This window comes from Kribbella sp. NPDC058693, from assembly GCF_042715335.1.
Taxonomy (GTDB): domain Bacteria; phylum Actinomycetota; class Actinomycetes; order Propionibacteriales; family Kribbellaceae; genus Kribbella; species Kribbella jiaozuonensis.
In genome coordinates this window covers 1-22,304 of the sequence record NZ_JBHXSQ010000008.1, presented here as the reverse complement: position 1 = coordinate 22,304, position 22,304 = coordinate 1, and the positions used below count along the sequence as shown (strand labels likewise).

Here is a 22,304-nt window from a genome sequence, read left to right as displayed (position 1 = left end):
CACCAGACCACTGCCAGAAACGCACGGTCACGATGGGGCCTCAGCTTGCGACCGCGTCGACGGCGTTCTGCAGCCCCTCGGAGCTCAGCTGGTCGGTCGGCAACTGCTTGCCGTTCACGTAGACCGTGGGCGTCCCGGTCACGCCGCGGTCGTCGGCCGCCTTGCCCACCGACTCCAGCCAGCCCGCGTACGTGTTGCCCTGCAGCGCCTGCTGGAACTTCTCGTCACCGACGCCGAGCTGCTTGCCGAGCTCGATCAGCTGGTCCGTGGTCCACGACTTCGAGAAATCGCCGTACATCTCGTCGGCGAAGCTCAGCGCCTTGCCGTTCGCGGCCGCGGCGGCGAACGCGTTGGCCAGCCGCGGCGAGGCGTCCGGGTTGACGAACTGCAGCGGCCAGTAGGTCAGCGTCGCCGTACCGTCCTGGACGAGCTTGTCGATGGTCGAGCCGCTCGCCTCCTCGAACTCCGCGCAGTGCGGGCAGCGGAAGTCGAGGTACAGGTCGATGTTGACCTTCGCGCCGGCCTTGCCGACCGTGACGCCCTTGCCGGACGTGCCCGGGCCGGTGATGACCGTGGGCTCGGGCCGGCCGTTCGAGGTGACCTCGACCTTGGAGTGACCGCGGTAGTACTGCACTCCGACACCGCCCGCGAGCGCGAGGACCAGGACGACCACCACGATGATCCCTGGCGAGATCCGGCGCTTCGGCTGCTGCAGCAGCGGATTGGCGTTGCTCACGACGCGATGACTCCTTGCGGTTCGGATACGACAGCGAACTTACTGACGGGCTGCCACCACAGCCACACGGCCAGCGCCAGCAGGCCGATGTCCCGGAGGATCTCCTGCAGGTAATTCGTCTGGCCCGCAGCGACCTGACCGCCGCCGCCGAAGCAGCCGCAGTCGATCGACAGGCCGCGGGCCCAGGCGGACGACACCGCGACGATGAACACGATCATGAAAACACCCGCGGCCACGGCCGAGGCGCGGACACCGAAGCCGACGATCAACAGCAACCCGATCGCGATCTCCAGGAACGGCAGCCCCCAGCCGACGGGCTGCACCAGCGACGACGGCAGCAGTTCGTACGCGCGGACCGCCTGAGCAGCCGTCTCAGGATCGGTGACCTTCAACGCGCCGGCGACCAGCATCACGCCGCCGAGCACGAGCCGGGCAACGAGCGACACCCAGGGGAACCAAGCCTTCACTGGTTGTCCGCCACCAGCTTGCCGAAGTCGTGCGACAGGTCGCCGATGGCCGCGTCGGACAGCCAGAGCACGTTCGCCTTGTCGTTCTTCCCGAAGCCGATCACCTGCGCTCCGTGACCGACCTCGTACCCTCCGGAAGGAAGCTTCTGCATCCCTTCCACCGGTACGCCGACCGCCTTCGCGACGTCCTTGATCGACGCCAGCGACCCGGTCAGCCCGGTGAACGACGGGTCGAACCGGTCCAGGTACTTGCGGATCACCGGACCGGTGTCCCGCGACGGGTCGGTGGTGATGAACAGCATCTGGATCTGGTCGCGCACCGGCTGGTCCAGCTTGGTCAGCGCGGACGCCACGTCAGCCATCACGGTCGGACACACGTCCGGGCAGTTCGTGTAGCCGAAGAACACCAGCGTGACCGGCTTCTTCGTCGACGTGACCAGGTTGAACGGGTTCCCGCCGGTGTCGGTCAGGGTGGTCGCGGGCATCGAGTACGGCTGGTCCAGCGTGGCGCCGCGCAGCCCGTTCGGGTCCTGGCTGCTGCGGATGATCGCCCCGCCCGGATTGTCGGCCTTCTGCTCCTTGCCACTGCAGCCCGCGAGGGCGAGCAGAGCCACCGCGGCCAGCAGAACGACCGCGTTCCTGGTTCGACTCACGGCGGTACTAACGTTCGGCAGGCGTGCGGGGTTCCCGGCGGACGCCCTCAGCGAGGTCTTCGGTCAACGCACGGACGCCGGCCGGGCCGCCGTCCTGGAGCGCCTTGACCAGGGCCGCGCCGACGATCGCCGCGTCCGCGAACGCCACCACGCCGGCCGCCTGATCCCCGTTGGAGATGCCGAGGCCGACGCCGACCGGTAGCCCGGTCACCGCCTTGGTCCGGCCGACCAGCGGCGCCGCGAGCTCCGACGGCTTGTCCCGCGCACCGGTGACACCCATCACAGCGGTCGCGTACACGAACCCGCGGCAGGCGGTCGTGGTCATCGCGATCCGCTCGTCGGTCGACGACGGCGAGACCAGGAACACCTTGTCCAGGTCGTGCTTGTCCGCGGCCGCGATCCACTCCGCGCCCTCGTCCGGGATCAGGTCCGGCGTGATCAGCCCCGCTCCCCCGACGCCGGCGAAGTCGGCCGCGAACCGGTCCACGCCGTACCGCTCGATCGGGTTCCAGTACGTCATCACGAGCACCGGTACGTCGGAGTACGCCGCGATCTTCTCGACCGTGCTCAGCACGTCCCGGGTCCGCAGCCCGCCGGCCAGCGCGACCTCGGTGGCCCGCTGGATCGTGACGCCGTCCATCACCGGGTCGCTGTACGGCAGGCCGAGCTCGATCACGTCGGCACCGCCGTCGATCATCGCCTTGACCCCGTCCACGGCGCCGTCGTACGTCGGGAAGCCGGCCGGCAGGTACCCGATCAGCGCGCCGCGGCCCGCGTCGTTCGCCTTCCGGATCGCGACCCCACCCTTGCCCAGGGCAACCACATCACTCACCGGAGGCCTCATTCCCGCCGAGGCCGAACCACTTGGCGGCCGTGTCCATGTCCTTGTCCCCGCGACCGGAGAGGTTGATCAGAATAGTTGCCTCAGGCCCCAGTTCCTTGGCGATGTCGAGTGCGCCGGCGACCGCGTGCGCGGACTCGATGGCCGGGATGATGCCCTCGGTGCGCGACAGCAGCTGGAACGCGTCCATCGCCTCGGCGTCGGTGATCGGCCGGTACGACGCGCGCCCGGTCTCGGCCAGCCACGCGTGCTCCGGACCGACGCCCGGGTAGTCCAGCCCCGCGGAGATCGAGTGCGACTCGATCGTCTGGCCGTCCTCGTCCTGCAGCAGGAACGACCGCGCACCATGCAGTACGCCGACCTGCCCGGCCGTGATCGTCGCCGCATGCCGACCGGTCTCGAACCCGTCGCCACCCGGCTCGATGCCGTACAGCTTCACGCTCTCGTCCGGGATGAACGCCGTGAACAGGCCGATCGCGTTCGACCCGCCACCCACGGACGCAACCGCGGCGTCCGGCAGCTTGCCGAGCAGTTCGAGCGACTGCTCCCGCGCCTCGTCACCGATCCCGCGGACGAAATCGCGCACCATCGCGGGGAACGGGTGCGAGCCGGCCGCCGTACCGAGGATGTAGTGCGTCTTGTCCACGCTGGCGACCCAGTCGCGGAGCGCCTCGTTGATCGCGTCCTTCAGCGTCCGGCTGCCGGTCTTGACCGAAATCACCTCGGCGCCGAGCAGCCGCATCCGGGCCACGTTCAGCGCCTGGCGCTCGGTGTCGACCTCGCCCATGTAGACGACGCATTCCAGGCCGAGGTACGCGCACGCGGTGGCCGTGGCGACGCCGTGCTGGCCGGCGCCGGTCTCGGCGATCACCCGCGGCTTCCCCATCCGCTTGGTCAGCAGCGCCTGGCCGATCGCGTTGCGGATCTTGTGCGCGCCGGTGTGGTTCAGGTCCTCGCGCTTCAGCAGGATCCGCGCGCCGGCCGCGTCGGACAGCCGGGTCGCGTCGTACAGCAGGCTCGGGGCGCCGATGTAGTCGCGCAGCATCCGCTCGAACTCACCGGTGAACTCCGGGTCGGCCATCGCCTCGCGCCACGCGGTCGTGAGCTCGTCGAGCGGCGCGATCAGCGCCTCCGGCATGAACCTGCCGCCGAAACGGCCGAAGTGCCCGAACTGATCGGGCAGCACAGTAGACATCCGACAAAACCTTCCAACCCGGCCCAGACGGCTCGGGAGAGTTACTACCCCTACCCGTTTGGACCGGGAGGAGAGGTCAGTGCCGCTGCTGGATTGCGGGGTGCGATCCGGCGGCGACGAGGTCGGCGACCGAGGCACGAGGATCGCGGCCGGTCACCAGGGTTTCACCGACGAGGACGACATCGGCCCCGGCGCGCGCGAACTCGATTACATCATGCGGCCCGCGGACGCCGGACTCGGCCACCCGGACCAGTTCGGTCGGGATCGTCGGCGCGACCCGCGCGAACGTGTCCCGGTCGACCTCGAGAGTCTTCAGGTTGCGGTTGTTCACGCCGATGAGCTGAGCGCCGGCGTCCACCGCACGCCGGGTCTCCTCCTCGTCGTGCACCTCGACCAGCGGGCACAGGCCGATCGAGTGCGCCCGCTCGATCAGCGAGACCAGAGCCTCCTGCTCCAGCGCGGCCGCGATCAGCAGCACCATGTCGGCGCCGGCTGCCCGGGCCTCCCAGAGCTGGTACGACGAGACGACGAAGTCCTTGCGCAGGACCGGCACGTCGACCCGGCCGCGGACCGCGCGCAGGTCGTCGAGGCTGCCGTTGAACCGGCGCTCTTCGGTGAGGACCGAAATCGCGGCGGCGCCACCCAGCTCGTACTCCCCGGCCAGCGCGGCCGGGTCGGTGATCTCGGCCAGCTCGCCCTTCGACGGGCTGGACCGCTTCACCTCGGCGATCACCGCGATCCCGTCACCACGGAACACGGGCATCGGGTCCTTGGCGTCGGGCTTGCGCTGGGCCTCCTGCTTCAGATCGTCCAGGCTGACCCGCGCCTGGCGCTCCGCAAGGTCCTCGCGGACCCCAGCGAGAATGTCGTCAAGCACAGTCATGTCCGTCCGCCCCTCAGTGGTCGCCGTCAGTCGGGACCCCGAAGCCCAGCAACTGCAGCACCTTGCCGGCCAGCGCACCGAGCACCGCGATCGCGACGGAGATCCAGAACAGCACCCAGTTCGGCCCGAGCACCATCGCGATGGCGCCGAGCGTGAACGCGACCAGCACGATCACCACCGCGGTCCACGCCGCGGGGCTGTTGCCGTGCAGATCGTGGGGGGCCTCCTCGTCGATCCGACTAGCTCCTTGATCCGCCACCGTATTGTCCATAGTTGGCGCCACTCCTCCTCGTCGTCACGTCCTATTGTGGCGGTAGCCCGCCGCGATCAGAGAGTCGGGTCCTCCCCGGCGTCGATCGCCTTCCATTGATCGGCCGGTGAGGCAGCCGGATCACGCTCGTATCGTGCCGTAGGTCGCCGCCACCGATGCGCCGTCAGCACGGTGATCAGCCCCGCTGCGACCAGTGCAATCCCGCCGGCCAGCGCGAACCAGGGCGCCACGCCGAGAGTCTGCGTGACCTGGTCGGCGAGTACGTCGCTCAGCTCGGGCCGCAGCCTGCTCAACTCGGCACCATCGGGTCGCACGAACAGCCCGACGACGACCGCGATCGCGCCCAACAACGCCACAAGTGCGCCCAGCACCCGGCGCAGCGCCGTACCTGCGAGCTTGGTGACGACCACGGCGACGACCGACGCAAGGGCCAGGGTGACCGGTGCCTTGGTGATCGTGTAGCCGTTGAACACCACGTCGGCGCGGCCGTTGCCCGGGTTGGCCGAGACCCAGGTCAGGTAGCCGGACAGGCCGAGCAGCACCAGCGCCACCAGGGCCAGCAGGTCGACTATCCGTTGAGGTTTCATACGTCGCTGAAGGTTCCCGCGACCGCGATCGCGTTCAGGACGGCGGCCGCCTTGGTCCGGCACTCCGCGTCCTCCGAGGCCGGGTCGGAGTCCGCAACGATCCCGGCGCCGGCCTGCACGTACGCCGTCCCGCCGCGCAGTACCGCGGTCCGGATCGCGATCGCGGTGTCGGCGTCGCCGGCGAAGTCCAGGTAGCCGACCACGCCGCCGTACACGCCGCGCCGGGTGACCTCGAGCTTGTCGATGATCTCCATCGCCCGCGGTTTCGGTGCCCCGGACAACGTTCCGGCCGGGAACGCCGCGGTCAGTGCGTCGAACGCGGTCTTGCCGGCCGCCAACTGCCCGGTAACCGTCGATTCCAGGTGCATGACGTGGCTGTACCGCCGGACGGTCATGAAGTCGACCACCTCGACGGTGCCCGGCGCGCAGACCCGGCCGACGTCGTTGCGGCCGAGGTCGACCAGCATCAGGTGTTCGGCGCGCTCCTTGGCGTCGGCGCGCAGCTCCTCCTCGAGCGCGTGGTCCTCCTCCGGCGTCGCGCCGCGGCGGCGGGTGCCGGCGATCGGGTGCAGGATCACCTTGTTCTCGGTGACCTTGACCAGCGCCTCCGGGCTCGAGCCGACGATGTCGAAGCCGTCGAGGCGGACCAGGTACATGTACGGGCTCGGGTTCGACCTTCGCAGCACCCGGTAGATGTCCAGCGCGCTCGCGGTGGTCTGCAGCTCGAACCGCTGCGAGACCACGATCTGGAATGCCTCGCCGGCCCGGATCTCCTCCTTGGCGTGCTCGACGGCCTCCCGGTACTCCGCGCTCGAGCGCTGCCGGTGCGGGTCGGGCTGCGCCTGCCGGTCGGCGCGGACGACGTACGACGGGGTGGGCTGCGCGAGGTCGCGCTCCATCGCGTCGAGCCGTCGGACGGCGTCGGCATACGCCTCGTCGACGCGCTCGTCGGAGTCGTCCCAGTTGACCGCGTTCGCGATCAGCCAGATCTCGCCGGTCTCGTGGTCGAGGGCGGCCAGGTCGGTGGCGAACAGGAACGTCAGCTCGGGCAGGCCGAGGTCGTCGGTCGTTGTGTCGGGCAACCGCTCCAGGCGGCGGACCGCGTCGTACCCGAGGAAGCCGACCATGCCGCCGGTCAGCGGCGGCAGGTCGGGCAGCCGCGGCGTGTGCAGGATCTCGAGCGTCTCGCGGAGCGCCTTGAGCGGGTCACCGGTCTGCGGCAGGCCGACGGGCGGGTTGCCGGTCCAGACGGCCTCGCCGTCCCGCTCGGTCAGCGTCGCGGCGGAGCGGACGCCGATGAACGAATAGCGTGACCACACCCCGCCGTTCTCCGCGGACTCGAGCAGGAACGTGCCTTCCCGCTCGGCCGCAAGCTTGCCGTAGACACCGATCGGCGTCTCGGCGTCGGCGAGCAGGCGCCGCGTGACGGGGATGACCCGACGGTCCTTCGCGTACTCGCGGAACGTCTCCAGCTCCGGGATCGTCACGCCGCCACCTCGATCTCGCCGTGCTCGAAGCAACTGCGGGTGCCGGTGTGGCAGGCGGGACCTTCCTGGTCGACGAGGACGAGCAGGGTGTCGGCGTCGCAGTCGACGAGGATCTGCTTCACATGCTGACGGTGGCCGCTGGTCTCGCCCTTGACCCAGTACTCCTGCCGGCTACGGGACCAGAACGTGCTCCGCCTGGTCTCCGCGGTACGGCGTACCGCCTCGGCGTTCATCCAGCCCACCATCAGGACCTCGCGCGTGTCGTACTGCTGCACCACCGCGGGTATCAACCCCGCCGCGTCGAAGGTCAACTCGTCGATGTTCACCGACCCATTGTCCCCGATCTGATCGGCAGCACTGACCACGGGCCGACCACGGGCCGACCACAGGCTGACCACGGGCTGACAAGATGGCGGGATGACGAGTGAGTACGTGGTGATCGACGGCCACAACGATCTGCCCATCGCGTTCTACGAGTTGTGCAACTACGACCTCGACGCGCACGACCTGGCCGGATCGGTCCCGGAGCTGAACACGGACCTGCCGCGGCTGCGGGCCGGCCGGGTCGGCGCCCAGTTCTGGTCGTTGTGGGTGCCGCAGGACGAGCACTCGGTACGGCGTACGTTCGAGCAGCTCGACTTCGTCCTGCGCTTCGTCGAGCGCTTCCCGCAGGACCTGCAGCTCGCGTCGTCGGCCGATGACGTGGACGCGGCGATCAAGGCCGGCCGGATCGCCTCGCTGATGGGGATGGAGGGCGGCCACTCGATCGGCGAGTCGCTCGGCGTACTGCGGGTGATGCGCGAGCTCGGCGTGCGGTATATGACGCTCACGCACAACAACAACGTGTCCTGGGCGGACTCGGCCACCGACGAGCCGGTGCTCGGCGGGCTGAACGACTTCGGCGAGCAGGTCGTCCGCGAGATGAACCGGATCGGCATGCTCGTCGACCTCTCGCACGTCTCCGCGGACACCATGCGGCACGCGCTCCGCGTCACCGGCGCGCCGGTGATCTTCAGCCACTCCTCGTCCCGCGCGGTCTGCAACGTGCCGCGGAACGCGCCCGACGACGTGCTCGAGACGCTCGCCGCCAACGACGGCGTCTGCATGGTCACCTTCGTCCCGTACTTCGTCTCGCAGGCGTACGTCGACTGGCTCGACGGCATGCGCGCGCTGGCCAAGGAACGCGGGCTCGAGGGCAAGGAACACCGCGAGGAGGTCGAGAAGCTGTACGGCGTACCGCGACCCGACATCACGCTCGCCGACGTGGTCAAGCATGTCGAACACATCCGCGAGGTGGCGGGGATCGACCACATGGGCGTCGGCGGCGACTACGACGGCTGCCCGGAGTTCCCGGTCGAGCTGCCCGACGTGTCGTCGTACCCGGTGCTGTTCGACGCGCTGGCCGACCGCGGCTGGAGCGGCGAGGACCTCGGAAAGCTTGCCGGAGGCAACATCCTGCGCGTGCTCCGGGCCGCGGACGACGTGGCGGCGTCCTAGGCGTCCTGGGCGTCCTGGACGTTGCGGTTCTGCGCCCTGATCTCGGGCAGCGGTTCCAGACCGGCGGCCTGGTACGTCGCGACCGCGCCGTCGTTGGACGCCGGCGTACAGGTGTAGATGCTCGACGCGCCCAGCTCCTGCAGAGCACGAGCACACGCGAGCACCATCGCCGTGCCGTATCCGCGCCCGCGATGCAGCCGGTGCACGCCCATCGGCTCGATGTAGCCGGGACGCCCTTCCCCGGCTGACCACACGGTCGCGGCGGCAACGGACTCACCGGTCTTGTTACGCGCGATCAAGCACAGCGCATCGGCGTACGGCACACCGTCGGCCATCGCGAACCAGCGGTCGTCGGTGAACGTCGACCCGTCGAACGACGCCCGCTGTACGGCGGTCCGCTCGTGCGCGTCCTCCGCACCGACGACGTCGACCCGCATCCCCGGATCCGGCACCGGCCCGCTCAGACTCCGCAGCAGCGGGACCCACGGCTTGTCCGCATCCCACCCGTCCTTGAACAACAGGTCCTGCACGAGCGCCCCCATCGGCGTCTCGACCGCCACCTGGCCTTCGATCAGTACGCCGGTCGCCGGCGTCGACACATCCTCGACGATCCGCCGCGCCAACTCGTCGTCCCGCTGCAGCTCCGGCGCGATCGACATCCGCAGCCAGTCAGGCTCATCGAGCATCCCCACCGCAACGATCTCCCCGTCCCGCCGCCAGATCCGGGTAGCAGCCGCCGTCGCATCCGCCCCGAACCGCCAGAACCACCCCAGATCCCCCGGATGCAACTGCAACGGCAGCCCGTCGCGGCTCCAGTCCCGCAGCACCCCCACAACCTCGCTCAGCTCACCGGTCCCCGCCGTACTCAAAGCAATCGCCATACCCCCGATCTCACACCATGGCCCGGACAGTTCGCACACAGGTTTGTGATTCTGCGGTGCGGGCACGGGACGGACTCAAGTGTTAACCGACGGATGGAGTGGCTGTGCTGACCCTGACTGAGAACGCGACGCTGGTGATCAAGAGCATCACTGGGGTCGAAGGCGCGCCGGAAGGGGCCGGGGTGCGGATCTCGCAGGAGAACCCGGCGGATCCGGCACTCGCGGTGACCACCACAGAGGCTCCGCAACCGGGTGACCAGGTTGTCGAGGAGGCGGGTGCACGGGTATTCCTCGAGCACAACGCCGCGAACGCGCTCGACGACAAGATCCTGGACGCGGCGGTCGACGACAAGGGCGGTGTCGAGTTCCTGCTGGTGCCGCAGCCGGGCGCCGGAACCGCACCGACCCCCTGATCCCACCTGAGCACGCCGGCCGGGATCGACCCCCCTTAGATCCCGGCCGGCGTTCAGGGCTCTACCAGTAGGGGGTCAGACCGCGCTCCGCTGGGCGATCCAGCTGTCGTGGAGATGCGTGTACACGCCACCGGCGCCGACCAGCTCGGCGTGCGGTCCGCGTTCGACGATCTCGCCGTCGTCGAACACCAGTACCTCGTCGGCCGCCTCGGCCGTCGACAGCCGGTGCGCGATCGTCACCGACGTACGCCCGGCCATCAGCCGCTCGAGCGCCGCGTTGACCCGGACCTCGGTGCCCGGGTCGACCGCGGAGGTCGCCTCGTCGAGCACGAGCAGATCCGGGTCCGCGATGTTCGCGCGGACCAGCGCGACCAGCTGCCGCTCCCCCGCCGACAACGACTCGCCGCGCTGCCCCACCGGCGATTGCAGCCCGTCCGGCAGCGACTCCAGCCAGTCCGTCAGCCCGAGCGACTCGAATGCCGTGACCAGCTCCGCGTCGGTCACCTCGGGCCGGCCGAACCGTACGTTCTCGGCCAGTGACGCGTCGAACAGGTACCCGTCCTGCGGCACCATCACCACCCGCTCGCGCAGCGACTCGAACGAGATGTCCTTCGCGTCCACCCCGTCGAGCCTGACCGCACCTGACGTCGGATCCATCAACCGGGTCAGCAGCTTCGCGAACGTCGTCTTCCCGGATCCGGTCTCGCCCACGACCGCGACCCGTCGATGCGGCTCGATCCGTACGGCGACATCGCGCAGTACCAGCTCGCCTTCTGGATAAGCGAAATCGACATCGTCGAACTCGACCGTGATCGGCCCGCGAGCCTGCGTCACGCCGTCCGCACCGGGATCCACGACGTCGGCCGGCGTCGCGATCACGCCGAGCACCCGCCGCCAACCGGCGAAGGCACTCTGCGCGTCGGTCAGCACCTGCGTCGCGATCTGCACCGGATCCGAGAACAGCGACACCAGGAACATGAACGCGAGCAGCTCGCCGAGCGTCGCCTTGCCGTCGACCCCGAGCAGTACGCCGACCGTGAGCACGCCCGCGTTCGCGAGACCGGCTGCAAGACCGCCGATCGAGAACGTCAGACCGGTGATCGCCTGTGCCTTGGTCGCCGTCTTGCGGTAGTCCTCGATCGACGCGTCGATCCGGTCCTGCGTGCGCTTCTCGATCGCGTACGAGCGGACCACCTGCGCGCCGACGACCGGCTCCGAGATCGCGGACAGCATCTCGCCGACCTTCGCCCGGACCACGCCGTACGCCGCCGACATCGCGCGCTGCAGGTACTTCAGGCTGGCGAACAGCGGGATGAAGCAGAGCAGCACGACCAGCGCCAGCTGCCACGAGTAGAAGAACATCACCACGGTCGCCAGCGCCATCTGCCCGAGGCTGACGATGAAGATGAACCCGCCGAACTGCAGGAACTGCGAGACCGTGTCCACGTCCGACGTGACCCGGCTGACCAGCGCGCCACGCCGCTCGGTGCTCTGCGTCAGCACCGGCAGGTCGTGCACATGCCGGAACGCCTTGATCCGCATCGTCGCCAGCCCGGACTCCGAGTTGACCGCGAGCCGCACAGTCGTCAGGTACGACGCTCCCGCGGTCAGGATCACGCCGAGCGCGCAGACGAGACACATCCACGCGACGTACGACATGTCCGGACCGCCGGCGCCGGACAGCCCCTTGTCGATCGTCTGCTGCACCGCGATCGGTACGACGATCCGCCCGGCCGTCATCGTCAACGCGAGGATCCCGGTCACCCACCACCCACGGGCGAGCTCGGGCGAAACCTTGAGACCTTCCTTGAGGGTCTGCAGACCACCTGCGTTGTCGCCGTGGTCCAACCGACTCGCTTCCGCGGCGCTCACGCCGACGCCTCCAGTTCTTCCTCGCGACGCTCGGCGTCCTTCTCGTAGGCATCGACCAGGTCCCGATAAGCGGGAGTCGACGCCTGCAGTTCGGTATGCGTGCCGTGGGCCTGGATCCGCCCGTCGTCCATGAACAGCACCTCGTCGGCGAGCGAGATCGTCGCCTTCCGGTACGCGATCACCAGCACGGTCGTCGCCGCCCCGGCGTCGTCCTGTACGGCGGTCCGCAGCCCTGCCAGGATGCGTGCCTCGACCTGCGGGTCGACCGCGCTCGTCGCGTCGTCCAGGATCAGCAGCCGCGGCCGTCGTACCAGGGCACGTGCCAGCGCGATCCGCTGCCGCTGCCCGCCGGACAGCGTCGTACCGCGCTCGCCGACCTTGGTGTCGAGTCCGTCCGGCAGCGACTTCACGAAGCCGTCGCCCTGCGCGATCCGCAACGCGTCCCAGACGTCGTCGTCGCTGTACTCGCCACCGAGCGTGATGTTGCCGCGGATCGTGTCGTCGAACAGGAACGCGGTCTGTGCCACCAGCGCGACCGAGCCGGCCAGCTCGTCCCGCGCCAGGTCCCGCAGATCGACACCGTCGACCTTGACGGCACCCTGCTCCGGGTCGACCAATCGGGTCAGCAGCGTGGTCAGCGTCGACTTGCCGACCCCCGTCGGCCCGACGACCGCGACCGTCCGCCCGGGCTCGATCGTGAAGTCCATCCCGGCGAGTACGTCGCGCTCGGGCAGGTAACCGAACCGGACGCCGGCCACCTGCAACCGGGCCGCCTTCGTCGACTTCAGCCGCGCCTCGCCGTACTCCATCCCGCCCTCGGCGGTGAGCACGCGCTGCACCCGGTCCCAACCGACGACCGACCGCGGAAGCTCGCCGAGCACCCAGCCGAGCGCGCGGATCGGGAACCCGATCAGCGTAAACAGGAACGCCACCTGCACCACGTCACCGGCATCCGCACCACCGGACCGCACCCGCCCGACGCCGACCAGCAGTACGGCGAGCACGCCCAGCCTGGGTAGACCGTCGATCACCGGGTCGAACATGCCGCGGGCCTTGTTCACCGCGATGTTCGCGTCGCGCAGCTCGTTCGTCGGGCCGCGGAAACGCTCGGTCTCGGCCGCCTCACGCCCCAGCGTCTTCACCACTAGCGCGCCGTCGAACGACTCGTGCGCGACCTCGGAGACGTCGGCGCGGAGCTGCTGCGCGCGGGTCGCGAGCGGCTGCAGGTAGCGCTGGAAGATCACGTTCGCGACGAAGACCAGCGGGAACACCAGGCACCCGACCAGGGCCAGCCACACGTCGGCCGCGAACATCGCGATCGTCGCGAACACCAGCATCGCGATCACGCCGATCGCCATCGGCAGCGGCGCGATCACGAACCAGGTCGACTCCACGTCGGCGTTCGCGTTCGACAGCAACATGCCGGTCGAGTGCTGGTGGTGCCACTCGAGCGGAAGCTTCAGGTACTGCCGGGTGACCCGCCGCCGGTACGTCGCCTGCAGCCGGAACTGCATCACGCCGGCCCCGAGGCGCCGCCCCACCACGCCGATCGCGTTCAGGATCGCGATCCCGATGAACAGCGAGATCAGCGTGGCGAGCGCCCCGCCGGTCGTCTCCCCGCTCTCGAACGCCGGCCGGATCACGTGATCGGTCGACCAGCCGAGAGCCCAGCCTCCGGCCACGGTCATCCCGCCGTACAGCATGCTGGCGAGCACGGACAGCGCGAAGATGCCCGGCTCCTCCCAGATCGCGACCCGCAGCACCCCGAACCCCCGGCGGGTGACGCTGCCCTTGTCTGGGACTTTCGGGACAGGCAAGACACACTCCAGGGCAATCAGGTGCAAACGTGGGACACAGGCATGACAACGATTGACATTCTGCCACTCCCACCCGACAACTACGATCGAGTTGTGACCGACTACAGCCGGGTAGAACGACTTGCGCTCAGTGACCTATTCGACCAGTTGGGGCCTGATCAGCCCACGCTGTGTGAGGGGTGGGACACCTACGACCTCGCGGTCCATCTGTACGTCCGGGAAGCCGATCCGATGGCCGGTCCGGGGATCATGATCCCGGCGCTGTCGGACACCACCGCGCGGAGAATGAAACGCGCGAAAGAGCGTTACAGCTTCGCCGAGGTGGTCGACAAAATCCGCAACGGCCCTCCGCCGGTGTCGATCTACGCGCTGCCCAAGCTCGGCGCCCAGTTCAACACGGCCGAGTACTTCGTCCACCACGAGGACGTACGCCGCGCGCAACCGACCTGGGACGTCCGCACGCTGCCGGCCGACCAGCAGAACGGGCTCTGGAAGACCGTCCGGCTGGCGTCGAAGTCGATGAACCGGAAGTCGCCGAGCGGCCTGGTGCTCAGGCTGCCCGACGGCACGACGTCGGTCGCGAAACGGCCCACCGAGCTCGGCTCGGTCACCGTGACGGGTCAGCCGAGTGAGCTCGTGCTGTTCTGCTTCGGGCGGCAGCAGGTTGCCGACGTCGAACTCGATGGCGAGGCGGAGGCGATGGAACGGCTCCGCAACGCGTCATTCGGGGTGTGATTTCCGCCGGGCGCGCTGGATCAGGCCGCTGACAACGGTGGTGAGGATGACCAGCACGATCGCCGCCAGCACGCCCTGCCACGGCTCGTCGAAGAGCGCGTAACCGAGCAGTCCGATCGCCATGTAGACCGCGGCCCACAGCGACGACGCGGTCAGGTCGACCAGCGCGAACCGCTCCCACGGGTACCCGGCCAGCCCGGCCGCGAGCAGCACAGGCACGCGTCCGCCCGGGATGAGTCGCGAGGTCAGCAGTACGCCGATCTCATGCTCCTTCAGCCGCACCCGGAGCGCGTCGAGCGACGCGTTGTCCCGCAGCCATCCGACCCGCTTCGCCAACCGCTCGCCGCCGAACCGGCACCCGGCGTACACAATCAAGTCGCCGACGTACGCCCCGGCCGCGCCCGCGATCAGTACTCCGACCAGCCCGATCGGATTGCTGTGCGACGCCAGTACGGCGCCGGCCGACACCGCCGCGCCCGTCGGCAGCACGGGAAGCACCGCCCCGATCAGCACCGCCCCCGCCAACGCGAACAAGTACCAGACGTCGAACTTGGTGTCCCCACTCATCCAGACACCTCGAGCGATTCACCTGGCACCAATAGTTTCACCTTCACCGCGGGGTCCACCTCGGCCATCGCGGCCCGGAACCTGTCCCCCGGTGGCAGGAACAACTCCGGCTTGACCCAATCGAAGCCGATCGGCCAGAACGTCCCGAAATGTACCGGCACCGCCGTGGAAGCACCCACGCGCCGCACCGCCTCGGCCGCACGGACCGGATCCAGATGCCCCGGCCCGAGCGACGGCCCCCATCCGCCGACCGGCACCAGCGCGAGGTCCACCTGCCCGGCCTCCGCGGCCAGCCCGTCGTACAGATCCGTGTCGCCCGCGAACCAGACGCTCGGCGAGCTGTCGATCCGGTAGCCGATCGCCTGAGCGGAGTACGACGACCACGGCAGCCGCCGGCCGTCGTGATGAGCGGTGACAGCGGTGATCTCGAGCGACCCGATCTTGATTTGATTGCCCGGAGCAACTTCGATGCACCGCTCGGAGTACGCCGGTCCGCTGTCGGCGTGGATCAGCTTCGCCGCACCGCGCGGCACCACCAGCGCGGCGTCCGGCGCGACCATCGGCAGCGAGGTGAGGTGCAGGTGGTCGGCGTGCAGGTGCGAGACCAGGACCGCGTCGCAGCGCCCCGCCTCGGGCGACGGGTTCGGACCGCGGCGGCGGCGCAGGTGCGCGATCCTCGACGTCAGCACCGGGTCGGTCAGCAGCCTCGTACCGTTCGCCTCGATGGTGGTGGTGGCGTGCCCCCACCATGTCACTCGCATGTGATTCGCACGCTCTAAGCCTCGACCTTCGACTCGACCGGATCCTTGAGGTCCTTGCGATGCCCCAGCTGCTCCAGCCAGCCGATCAGCACCTCGTGGACCGCGTCGGAGCCTACGGGAGCATCGTGCAGCTCCCACCGCGACGGGTGCACCAGGACCGCATCGGTCTGCCATCCGCCGATCCCGCCATGGCATCCGACCAGTTCCTCGAACGCCGCTACCTCGTGCGTGTAGTCGTCCAGCCGGCTGACCACGACGAGGTCCCCGTTGTGCGCCATCTCTGCCTGCCGCAGCACCGACGCCGGCGCCAGCTCGCCGTACGGCGTCAGCGGGTCCTCCCCCTCGACCCGGCCGGATCGCAGTACGTGGACCCCGGCCCGACCGATCGCGACCGGTCCTTCGGCAAGCGAGTCGACCACGACGAACCCGATGCCGGGATGTGTCGCGAGGCCCGGGATGAGCTTCGGGTGCAGCAGCTCGATCTCCTCCAACGGCACCCGACCTGGCGTGGTGGCGAGGTAGATCAATGCGAGATTGCCGGATGCGGTGACGACCATCTGCTCGTCGGCGGCGACCGGCGGCTCGCAGTCCTTCGGACCGAGCTCGACCTCACCACTCTTCACGTGCAGCGCCTTCCGGGTCACCGAGCCGGCCACGCTGCGGCGCATCGACAGCTCGGTGAGGAACGCGTTCACCGGCCCCCAGCCCTCGGACTTGCCGACCGCCGAGACCGGCTCCTTGGTGGTGTCGACGAGGTCGTCGACCACCTCGGTCAGCGTCCGGCCGTACCGCTGGTGGAACGTCGAGCCCTGGCTCTGACCGTGGTCGGACAGCACGACGATCTCGTACGAGTGCGGCAGGATGTCGATGATCCGCTTCAGCGCGCCGAGCACCCGGTCCAGGCCTTCGAGGGTCTGCAGCGACTCGGCCCGGGTCGGTCCGGCGTGGTGCGCGACCTCGTCGTAGTCGACGAAGTCGCAGTAGATCACCGGCGTACCTTTCACCAGCTCGTCGGTGATCAGCGAGACGTTCAGGTCGCGGAGCAGGACATTGGTGATCGCGCGCAGGAAGATGTACCCGCCGCCGCGTTTCACCCGCGGCACCAGATGCCGGACCCGCTGGCGCCGAGCCTGGTGCAGCTCCTTGATCATCTCCGCGACGCACAGGATCAGCCCGCGGGCGGCGCCCTGCGGGCTGGAGAAGAACCGGACGTACCCGCGGCTGCGGCTGTTCGGCAGGGCGGCCCGGCTGAACACCAGCTCGCACTTGTCCGCGTCGCCGGACCAGTTGTTGCTGATGCTGACGCCGCCGTCCGCGAGCAGCCCCCGCCCGGTCGACATCCGTTCCTCGAGCTCGGCCGCGTCCCGGCCACGGTTCGTGACCATCACCCGGCCGGTCTCCTTCTCGTACCACCGGAACGCCGGGATGTACTTCGAGCCGCCGTGCAGGATCCCGGCCTGGCTCGCGGGCGTCGTCGCCGGTACGCCGGTGTGCCAGGCGAGCATCGAGTGGTGGCCGTCCCGGATCCAGCCGCCGAGGTTCGGCAGGTTGCCGGCCAGGACCATCCAGTTCAGCAGCGGCGCCGACAGCCCGTCGATCTGGATGATCAGCAGCCCCGTCTTCGGCGCGGGCTCGATCCGCCGGGCCCGGCGGTGCACGACCCGCATCACCTCGGCGACGTACGCGTCGTCACTGCCGGCGTACGCGACCCAGCCGACGAAAGCGCTGATCGAGGACATCCAGATCGCCACCAGCACCGGCGCCTCGACCCCGCCGTGCAGGTTCACCCCGGGGTCGACGGTGATCGCCAGGTAGACGACTCCGAACTGTGACAGCAGCCCGCCGATCAGTACGCCGAGCGAGCCGATCAGGACCGCGATGCCGGCCAGGATCCAGCGCATCAGCACCGAGAACACCGCGAGCAGGACGACCAGCCGGAAGATCGGCAGCCGTCCGTCGCTGCTGATCTGCGGCAGCGTCCAGAACGTGATCACCAGCGAGATCAGCGACGCGAGACCGCCGTACAACATCGCCTGCAGGCCGCGACCGGTACGGCGGAGATCCAGCCACACCGGTCGCCGCCGCCGGTCGTCGTACACCTGTTCTGGTGGTTTCGCCATCGCCCGCTTCCCCGTAGTGCAATCTGCCAGTACGAGACTACGGGGTCAGGCCGAGGGGTTTACTGCACCTCGAGGTAGTCGACCTCCGTGTACTGATCGCCCTTCGTCAACCGGATCGTGTTCCAGCCGGCGTTGAGCGTGACCGGCACAGAGCTCTCATGCCAGTTGTCCCAGCCGGTGACCGGGTAGCTGACCGCGCCCGCGTTGTTGCCGTTGACAACGAGACCGTGGCTCGCGGTGGAGGCCGATCCGTTGGCGTAGCCAACGTGCAGCGTGTAGCTGCCGGCGACCGGGGCGAAGACCGTGTTCTCGACCCAGGAGTCGGCGTAGTCGATGTACGCGACCACCTTGCCGTCCGACGCACCGGCGGCGTTGGCGCGGACGCTGCAGTGGTTGAGCGTGCCGCGCTCAGCTTCGTACCGGACGCGACTCCCGCGGACTACAGGGTAGTCATTGGCCCAGCCGAGGTCCGCGACGTACAGATGCCGCTGGTTGCCGACCCACCCGTGCAGGAACACCTCGTTGTCGACGAAGTCCGCGCCACCCGGCCCGCAGACCGCGTTGTCGAAGGTCGCCGTCGTCATCAGCGGCCGGTACGCCGTTGTCCACGGACCGCTCAGGCTCGGCGAGGTCGCGTACGACGTGAGGTAGTTGCAGTCGGTGTAGCCGCCGCCGGAGAAGAACAGCACGTACTGGCTGCCGCGCTGGACCAGGTCCGGCGCCTCGATCACGCCGCTCGACGTGAGCATCGCGGTGTTGCCGCCGACCAGGGTCCGGCCGTTGTCCGTCGTACGGGTGAGCCAGAGCGTCGACGGCTGGCCGATCGCGTTGCCGTCGTTCTTCCAGACCAGGTAGCGGGTGCCGTCGTTGGCGACGAACGTGTTGGGGTCGATCGCGCCGCCCAGGTCGACCGGGCAGATCAACGGCGTCGTACCGACCGGTTGGAACGGGCCGAGCGGTGAGGTCGCCGTGGCTACGCCGATGCACTGGTGACCGGAGGCCTTGTGCCAGGCGGTGTAGGTGAGGGTGTACGTGCCGTCCGGGTTCGGGTAGACGTCCGGCGCCCAGGTGCGGCCCGGCTGGGCCCAGGCTGCGGACGGGCCGCCGGGCATCGCGTCGCCGCGGATCGTCCACGGGCCGTTCGCGCTCGGGGCGGTGGCGACCGGGACGGTGCCGCGGCCGTTGTTGGTCGAGTACGCGTACCAGGTGCCGTTCTGCTGGAACACGTCCGGATCGGGGAAGTCCTCGCCGATGATCTGGCTCGGGAAGACGGAGACCGCGTGGGCGGGCACGGACAGCAACGCGGAGAGGGTGAGTGCGGCCACCAAGGCCGCCAGAAGTCGTCGCATGGGTGACTCCTCAGGTGGGGGCGGATACCTGTGTGAGGAACTTTTCCATCGATTCACCTGAAACGCGAGACCCCAATCCCTGGACCTTGAGGGAGGCGGGGTGTTGACTCCGGCTAGTTGTTTTCCGCCTGGTTTGAGGGAGTGTCTCGTGAGTCATTTACCGAGAGTGTCGGGGCGCGGGTTGGTCGCCGCGGTGGCTGCCGTCGCCGCCGTGGCCGGTGGTGTGGTGGGACAGTCGGCCGCGGCGCCGACCGCAGTACAAGAGACGGCTTTGCAGCAGCGGCTCGACAGCCTGCTGAACGACAGCCGGTACGACGGTTCGCAGGTCGAGCTTGTGGTCCGCGATGCGACCACCGGTGAGACGCTGTACAACCGCAACGGCGACCAGCGGATGCTGCCCGCCTCGAACACCAAGCTGTTCACGTCGACGGCCGCGATGCACGTGCTCGGCCCGTCGTACCGCTTCCACACCGACGTACTCGCCACCGCACCCGTCCGCGGTGGGAAGTTGCGCGGTGACCTCTACCTGAAGGGGTACGGCGACCCGACCGCGCTGGAGTCCGACTACGTCGGCCTGGCCAAGCAGCTCAAGGCGGCCGGCGTCCGGCGGGTCGACGGCGACCTGATCGCGGACGACTCGTACTTCGACCATGTCCGGCTCGGTGACAGCTGGGCCTGGGACGACGAGCCGTTCTACTACAACGCCCAGATCTCCGCGCTGACGCTCGCCCCGAACACCGACTACGACTCCGGTACGGCGATCGTCGAGAGCCTGCCCGGCGCCAAGGCCGGGGCGCCGCTGAAGCTGAACATGGTCCCGGCGAACGGCGTACTGAAGGTGATCAACACCGCGACGACCGGCGCCGCGGGGACGTCGAACACGCTCAACGTCGAGCGCGACCACGGCACGAATGTCGTCCGGGTGAGTGGCTCGATGCCGCTCGGCGCCTCGGTCGACCAGGAGTGGGTGACGGTCTGGGAGCCCGAGCTGTACGCCGCCGACGTGTTCCGGCGGGCGCTGACCGCGCAGGGCATCTCCGTCAGCGGCCACATCAAGAACGCGGCGACCCCGACCGGCGCGGCCAGGCTGGCGCGGGACGAGTCGATGACGGTCGGCGAGCTGCTCACGCCGTTCCTCAAGCTCTCGAACAACATGCACGCCGAGACACTGGTGAAGACGATGGGCGCGGTCGTCGAGGCCGACGGCAGCTGGCCCGCCGGGCTGGACGTGGTGACGAACTACGCGCAGAGCGTCGGCGTCGACACCAGCCGGATCCGGCTCTCCGACGGCTCCGGCCTGTCCCGCAAGGTCAACGTGACCGGTGACGCGGTCACCGACATCCTGATCGCCGCGCGCAAGGAGCCTTGGTTCCAGCAGTGGTACGACGCGCTGCCGATCGCGGGCAACCCGGAACGGTTCGTCGGCGGCACGCTTCGCAGCCGGATGCAGAACACGCCGGCCGCGAACAACCTGCACGGCAAGACCGGATCGCTGACCGGCGTGACGGCGCTGTCCGGCTACGTGTCGAACAAGGACGGCCGCAAGCTGGTGTTCTCGATGATCAGCAACAACTACCTGGACAGCCCACGCTCGATCGAGGACGCGGTCGGCGTCACGCTCGCCTCGTGGTCCGACCAGGGCACTCCCCCGGCGGCGGCGGTTCCTTCGTTGAAGACCGCTCAGACAACCTGTGACCTGGAGTGGGACAAGGCCTGCTAATCGGTTCGACAGTACGGCGGTCGTTCACCACCATGAGTGCATGACCGCCGTACTGCCATCCGCGTACACCGTCCGCCCACCGACGAAGGAGGACGCGCAGGCGCTCCTCGAACTGGTGTCGGACTACAACACCTCGGTGGTCGGCTTCGCCGACTACACGCTGGAGGACGCCGAGGACCAGCTCACCGAGCCCGGGTTCGATCCTGCGCGGGACGGCTGGCTGGTCTTCGAGGGCGAGACGATGGTCGGCTACGGCGCGGTCTTCGGGAAGGGCGACCACGGTCAGTTGGATCTCGACATCGTCACCATGGATCTCGGCGTGGAGACATATCTGCTCGAGAAGATCCTCCGGCGTTCGGCGGAGTTTGCGCGGGAGTACGGGCATTCGTCGGTCCAGGTGGACGCGGTCAACTACCAGGTGGATGCCGCGCGCCGGGATCGCTTTGCCGGTTACGGTTTCCAGCCTGGTACGACGTTCCACCGGATGCGGATCGAACACGACGTACCGGTCGCGGCGCCTGTGGTGCCGGATGGGGTGACGGTACGGCGGGGTGCTCCGGACGAGGCGAGTCAGCGCGCGGGGCACGCCGTACTGAATGAGAGTTTCGAGGGGCAGTTCGGGTTCACGCCGCGGTCGTTCGAGGAGTGGCGGGCGGCGCAGGAGAATTTCTCGGCGTTCGACTGGTCGCAGCTGACGTTGCTCGAACTGGACGGCGAGGTCGTCGCGATGCGGTCGTGTACGAACCAGTTCGTCGAGGACGAGAACTGCGGGTACATCGGGCGGCTGGGTGTGCTGGAGAAGGCGCGCGGCAAGGGCCTGGCGAAGTTCCTGCTCCGCGACCAGTTCGCCGTCGACGCGGCGGCCGGGCGGGCCGGCACGATCCTCCACGTCGACACCAACAACCCGACGCCGGCACTCGGGGTCTACCTGTCCGTAGGTATGCAACCCACGCTGGTGATGGAGGTCCTACGACGCGAGGTCACCGCATGAGCCTGCCCGCCGGCTACACGTCCCGCCCGATGGTGCAGGAAGACGCGCAGCTGATCGCCAACCAGTCCGCGACCTACACGTCCGCCCTCCTGGGCTTCCCCAAACACAGCCCCGAAGACGTAGCCAACTACCTCCGCGACCCCAGCATCAACCTCGCAACCGACGGCTGGGTAGTCCTCACCCCCCACGGCACCTACGCCGGCTCAGCCACCGCCATGCCCATCGGCAACACCCAACTGAACATCGACATCCTGAGCGACTCCCCACCCATCCTCAACTGGCTCCTACACCAAGCCGAACACCGAGCCCACGACCTGGCCTCCGCCGTGCCGGCAGGTCCGGCCAGCACAGCCGGCGCGGATCCCCTCGCCGGCTCGGACGGCTCGGCCCATCCCGCTCGCCCGGGAGGCTCCGCCCTCGTCTCCACGCCGCCCGCCGGCGCAGCCGGCGGGCGGCGGGAG

At 69.1% G+C, this 22,304-nt stretch carries 22 protein-coding genes and 1 pseudogene; 6 read left to right on the top strand and 17 right to left on the bottom strand.

What is annotated here, in order from left to right; genetic code table 11:
* Positions 1 to 40: 40 nt before the first annotated feature.
* The 10 genes from ACFWUU_RS39985 to hisI form a co-directional block, all read right to left on the bottom strand.
* The gene (locus ACFWUU_RS39985) at positions 41 to 736 is read right to left on the bottom strand and encodes a DsbA family protein (RefSeq protein ID WP_380183855.1); all 696 of its coding nucleotides are present in this window, start codon (positions 734 to 736) and stop codon (positions 41 to 43) included.
* Positions 733 to 1,203 carry a DoxX family protein gene (locus ACFWUU_RS39980; RefSeq protein ID WP_380183853.1) on the bottom strand — a complete coding sequence of 157 codons (471 nt, stop codon included), beginning with the start codon at positions 1,201 to 1,203 and terminating at the stop codon, positions 733 to 735. Before ACFWUU_RS39980 ends, ACFWUU_RS39985 begins: the two co-directional genes overlap by 4 nt.
* The gene (locus ACFWUU_RS39975; protein ID WP_233714726.1) at positions 1,200 to 1,856 is read right to left on the bottom strand and encodes an SCO family protein; all 657 of its coding nucleotides are present in this window, start codon (positions 1,854 to 1,856) and stop codon (positions 1,200 to 1,202) included. The genes ACFWUU_RS39980 and ACFWUU_RS39975 overlap by 4 nt, the downstream gene beginning before the upstream one ends.
* Before the next feature lie 7 nt (positions 1,857 to 1,863).
* Positions 1,864 to 2,688: a tryptophan synthase subunit alpha gene (gene trpA / locus ACFWUU_RS39970; RefSeq protein WP_380183851.1), complete on the bottom strand. Its 825-nt coding sequence runs from the start codon at positions 2,686 to 2,688 to the stop codon at positions 1,864 to 1,866.
* A complete protein-coding gene (gene trpB / locus ACFWUU_RS39965) occupies positions 2,681 to 3,892 on the bottom strand; it encodes a tryptophan synthase subunit beta (protein WP_380183849.1) in 1,212 nt (403 codons plus the stop codon). Before trpB ends, trpA begins: the two co-directional genes overlap by 8 nt.
* Positions 3,893 to 3,968: 76 nt before the next feature.
* The gene (gene trpC, locus ACFWUU_RS39960; protein ID WP_137254692.1) at positions 3,969 to 4,775 is read right to left on the bottom strand and encodes an indole-3-glycerol phosphate synthase TrpC; all 807 of its coding nucleotides are present in this window, start codon (positions 4,773 to 4,775) and stop codon (positions 3,969 to 3,971) included.
* Between the two features lie 13 nt (positions 4,776 to 4,788).
* The gene (locus ACFWUU_RS39955) at positions 4,789 to 5,046 is read right to left on the bottom strand and encodes an HGxxPAAW family protein (RefSeq protein ID WP_137254691.1); all 258 of its coding nucleotides are present in this window, start codon (positions 5,044 to 5,046) and stop codon (positions 4,789 to 4,791) included.
* 56 nt (positions 5,047 to 5,102) lie between these two features.
* Positions 5,103 to 5,633 carry a Trp biosynthesis-associated membrane protein gene (locus ACFWUU_RS39950; protein WP_380183847.1) on the bottom strand — a complete coding sequence of 177 codons (531 nt, stop codon included), beginning with the start codon at positions 5,631 to 5,633 and terminating at the stop codon, positions 5,103 to 5,105.
* A complete protein-coding gene (locus ACFWUU_RS39945) occupies positions 5,630 to 7,120 on the bottom strand; it encodes an anthranilate synthase component I (RefSeq protein WP_380183845.1) in 1,491 nt (496 codons plus the stop codon). The genes ACFWUU_RS39950 and ACFWUU_RS39945 overlap by 4 nt, the downstream gene beginning before the upstream one ends.
* Positions 7,117 to 7,446: a phosphoribosyl-AMP cyclohydrolase gene (gene hisI / locus ACFWUU_RS39940; protein ID WP_170989743.1), complete on the bottom strand. Its 330-nt coding sequence runs from the start codon at positions 7,444 to 7,446 to the stop codon at positions 7,117 to 7,119. The genes ACFWUU_RS39945 and hisI overlap by 4 nt, the downstream gene beginning before the upstream one ends.
* 91 nt (positions 7,447 to 7,537) lie before the next feature.
* Between hisI and ACFWUU_RS39935 the strand changes: the two genes are divergently transcribed.
* Positions 7,538 to 8,617, top strand: coding sequence for a dipeptidase (locus tag ACFWUU_RS39935; RefSeq protein ID WP_380183843.1), 1,080 nt, complete (start codon positions 7,538 to 7,540; stop codon positions 8,615 to 8,617).
* Here the strand turns inward: ACFWUU_RS39935 and ACFWUU_RS39930 are convergent.
* Positions 8,614 to 9,498, bottom strand: a complete 885-nt coding sequence (locus ACFWUU_RS39930; RefSeq protein ID WP_380183841.1) for a GNAT family N-acetyltransferase — start codon at positions 9,496 to 9,498, stop codon at positions 8,614 to 8,616. The genes ACFWUU_RS39935 and ACFWUU_RS39930 overlap by 4 nt on opposite strands.
* A gap of 104 nt (positions 9,499 to 9,602) precedes the next feature.
* Here ACFWUU_RS39930 and ACFWUU_RS39925 point away from each other — a divergent pair, with 104 nt between their 5' ends.
* Complete coding sequence (locus tag ACFWUU_RS39925; RefSeq protein WP_137254685.1) at positions 9,603 to 9,911, top strand: Fe-S cluster assembly protein HesB; 309 nt, start codon at positions 9,603 to 9,605, stop codon at positions 9,909 to 9,911.
* Between the two features lie 75 nt (positions 9,912 to 9,986).
* On the opposite strand, the gene ACFWUU_RS39920 is transcribed toward ACFWUU_RS39925, so the two are convergent.
* Both ACFWUU_RS39920 and ACFWUU_RS39915 read right to left on the bottom strand, forming a co-directional pair.
* A complete protein-coding gene (locus ACFWUU_RS39920; protein WP_380183839.1) occupies positions 9,987 to 11,783 on the bottom strand; it encodes an ABC transporter ATP-binding protein in 1,797 nt (598 codons plus the stop codon).
* The gene (locus ACFWUU_RS39915; RefSeq protein ID WP_380183837.1) at positions 11,780 to 13,600 is read right to left on the bottom strand and encodes an ABC transporter ATP-binding protein; all 1,821 of its coding nucleotides are present in this window, start codon (positions 13,598 to 13,600) and stop codon (positions 11,780 to 11,782) included. The genes ACFWUU_RS39920 and ACFWUU_RS39915 overlap by 4 nt, the downstream gene beginning before the upstream one ends.
* Before the next feature lie 93 nt (positions 13,601 to 13,693).
* Here ACFWUU_RS39915 and ACFWUU_RS39910 point away from each other — a divergent pair, with 93 nt between their 5' ends.
* Positions 13,694 to 14,335 carry a TIGR03085 family metal-binding protein gene (locus tag ACFWUU_RS39910; protein ID WP_380183835.1) on the top strand — a complete coding sequence of 214 codons (642 nt, stop codon included), beginning with the start codon at positions 13,694 to 13,696 and terminating at the stop codon, positions 14,333 to 14,335.
* Here the strand turns inward: ACFWUU_RS39910 and ACFWUU_RS39905 are convergent.
* From ACFWUU_RS39905 to ACFWUU_RS39890, 4 genes are read right to left on the bottom strand one after another with little or no spacing between them, the layout of a single operon-like run.
* Positions 14,321 to 14,902: a DedA family protein gene (locus ACFWUU_RS39905; protein WP_137254681.1), complete on the bottom strand. Its 582-nt coding sequence runs from the start codon at positions 14,900 to 14,902 to the stop codon at positions 14,321 to 14,323. The genes ACFWUU_RS39910 and ACFWUU_RS39905 overlap by 15 nt on opposite strands.
* Positions 14,899 to 15,663: an MBL fold metallo-hydrolase gene (locus ACFWUU_RS39900; RefSeq protein WP_380183833.1), complete on the bottom strand. Its 765-nt coding sequence runs from the start codon at positions 15,661 to 15,663 to the stop codon at positions 14,899 to 14,901. Before ACFWUU_RS39900 ends, ACFWUU_RS39905 begins: the two co-directional genes overlap by 4 nt.
* 14 nt (positions 15,664 to 15,677) lie before the next feature.
* Positions 15,678 to 17,783 carry an alkaline phosphatase family protein gene (locus ACFWUU_RS39895; protein ID WP_380183831.1) on the bottom strand — a complete coding sequence of 702 codons (2,106 nt, stop codon included), beginning with the start codon at positions 17,781 to 17,783 and terminating at the stop codon, positions 15,678 to 15,680.
* Between the two features lie 59 nt (positions 17,784 to 17,842).
* Positions 17,843 to 19,132, bottom strand: coding sequence for a family 43 glycosylhydrolase (locus tag ACFWUU_RS39890; RefSeq protein WP_380183829.1), 1,290 nt, complete (start codon positions 19,130 to 19,132; stop codon positions 17,843 to 17,845).
* A gap of 148 nt (positions 19,133 to 19,280) precedes the next feature.
* Between ACFWUU_RS39890 and dacB the strand changes: the two genes are divergently transcribed.
* The 3 genes and pseudogenes from dacB to ACFWUU_RS39875 all read left to right on the top strand — a co-directional run.
* The gene (gene dacB / locus ACFWUU_RS39885; protein WP_380183827.1) at positions 19,281 to 20,852 is read left to right on the top strand and encodes a D-alanyl-D-alanine carboxypeptidase/D-alanyl-D-alanine-endopeptidase; all 1,572 of its coding nucleotides are present in this window, start codon (positions 19,281 to 19,283) and stop codon (positions 20,850 to 20,852) included.
* A 40-nt stretch (positions 20,853 to 20,892) separates the two neighbouring features.
* Positions 20,893 to 21,843: a GNAT family N-acetyltransferase gene (locus ACFWUU_RS39880; protein ID WP_380183825.1), complete on the top strand. Its 951-nt coding sequence runs from the start codon at positions 20,893 to 20,895 to the stop codon at positions 21,841 to 21,843.
* Positions 21,840 to 22,304 (top strand): annotated as a pseudogene (locus tag ACFWUU_RS39875) (hypothetical protein); the annotation flags it as partial. The gene ACFWUU_RS39880 and the pseudogene ACFWUU_RS39875, both read left to right, overlap by 4 nt.

What these genes read in the sequence shown, in the direction of transcription:
- ACFWUU_RS39950 (WP_380183847.1), bottom strand. Translation starts at nt 5,633, where the DNA reads ATGAAACCTCAACGGATAGTCGACCTGCTGGCCCTGGTGGCGCTGGTG.
- ACFWUU_RS39890 (WP_380183829.1), bottom strand. Translation starts at nt 19,132, where the DNA reads ATGCGACGACTTCTGGCGGCCTTGGTGGCCGCACTCACCCTCTCCGCG.
- trpB (WP_380183849.1), bottom strand. Translation starts at nt 3,892, where the DNA reads ATGTCTACTGTGCTGCCCGATCAGTTCGGGCACTTCGGCCGTTTCGGC.
- trpC (WP_137254692.1), bottom strand. Translation starts at nt 4,775, where the DNA reads ATGACTGTGCTTGACGACATTCTCGCTGGGGTCCGCGAGGACCTTGCG.
- ACFWUU_RS39895 (WP_380183831.1), bottom strand. Translation starts at nt 17,783, where the DNA reads ATGGCGAAACCACCAGAACAGGTGTACGACGACCGGCGGCGGCGACCG.
- ACFWUU_RS39880 (WP_380183825.1), top strand. Translation starts at nt 20,893, where the DNA reads ATGACCGCCGTACTGCCATCCGCGTACACCGTCCGCCCACCGACGAAG.
- ACFWUU_RS39930 (WP_380183841.1), bottom strand. Translation starts at nt 9,498, where the DNA reads ATGGCGATTGCTTTGAGTACGGCGGGGACCGGTGAGCTGAGCGAGGTT.
- ACFWUU_RS39905 (WP_137254681.1), bottom strand. Translation starts at nt 14,902, where the DNA reads ATGAGTGGGGACACCAAGTTCGACGTCTGGTACTTGTTCGCGTTGGCG.
- ACFWUU_RS39935 (WP_380183843.1), top strand. Translation starts at nt 7,538, where the DNA reads ATGACGAGTGAGTACGTGGTGATCGACGGCCACAACGATCTGCCCATC.
- ACFWUU_RS39900 (WP_380183833.1), bottom strand. Translation starts at nt 15,663, where the DNA reads ATGCGAGTGACATGGTGGGGGCACGCCACCACCACCATCGAGGCGAAC.
- ACFWUU_RS39955 (WP_137254691.1), bottom strand. Translation starts at nt 5,046, where the DNA reads ATGGACAATACGGTGGCGGATCAAGGAGCTAGTCGGATCGACGAGGAG.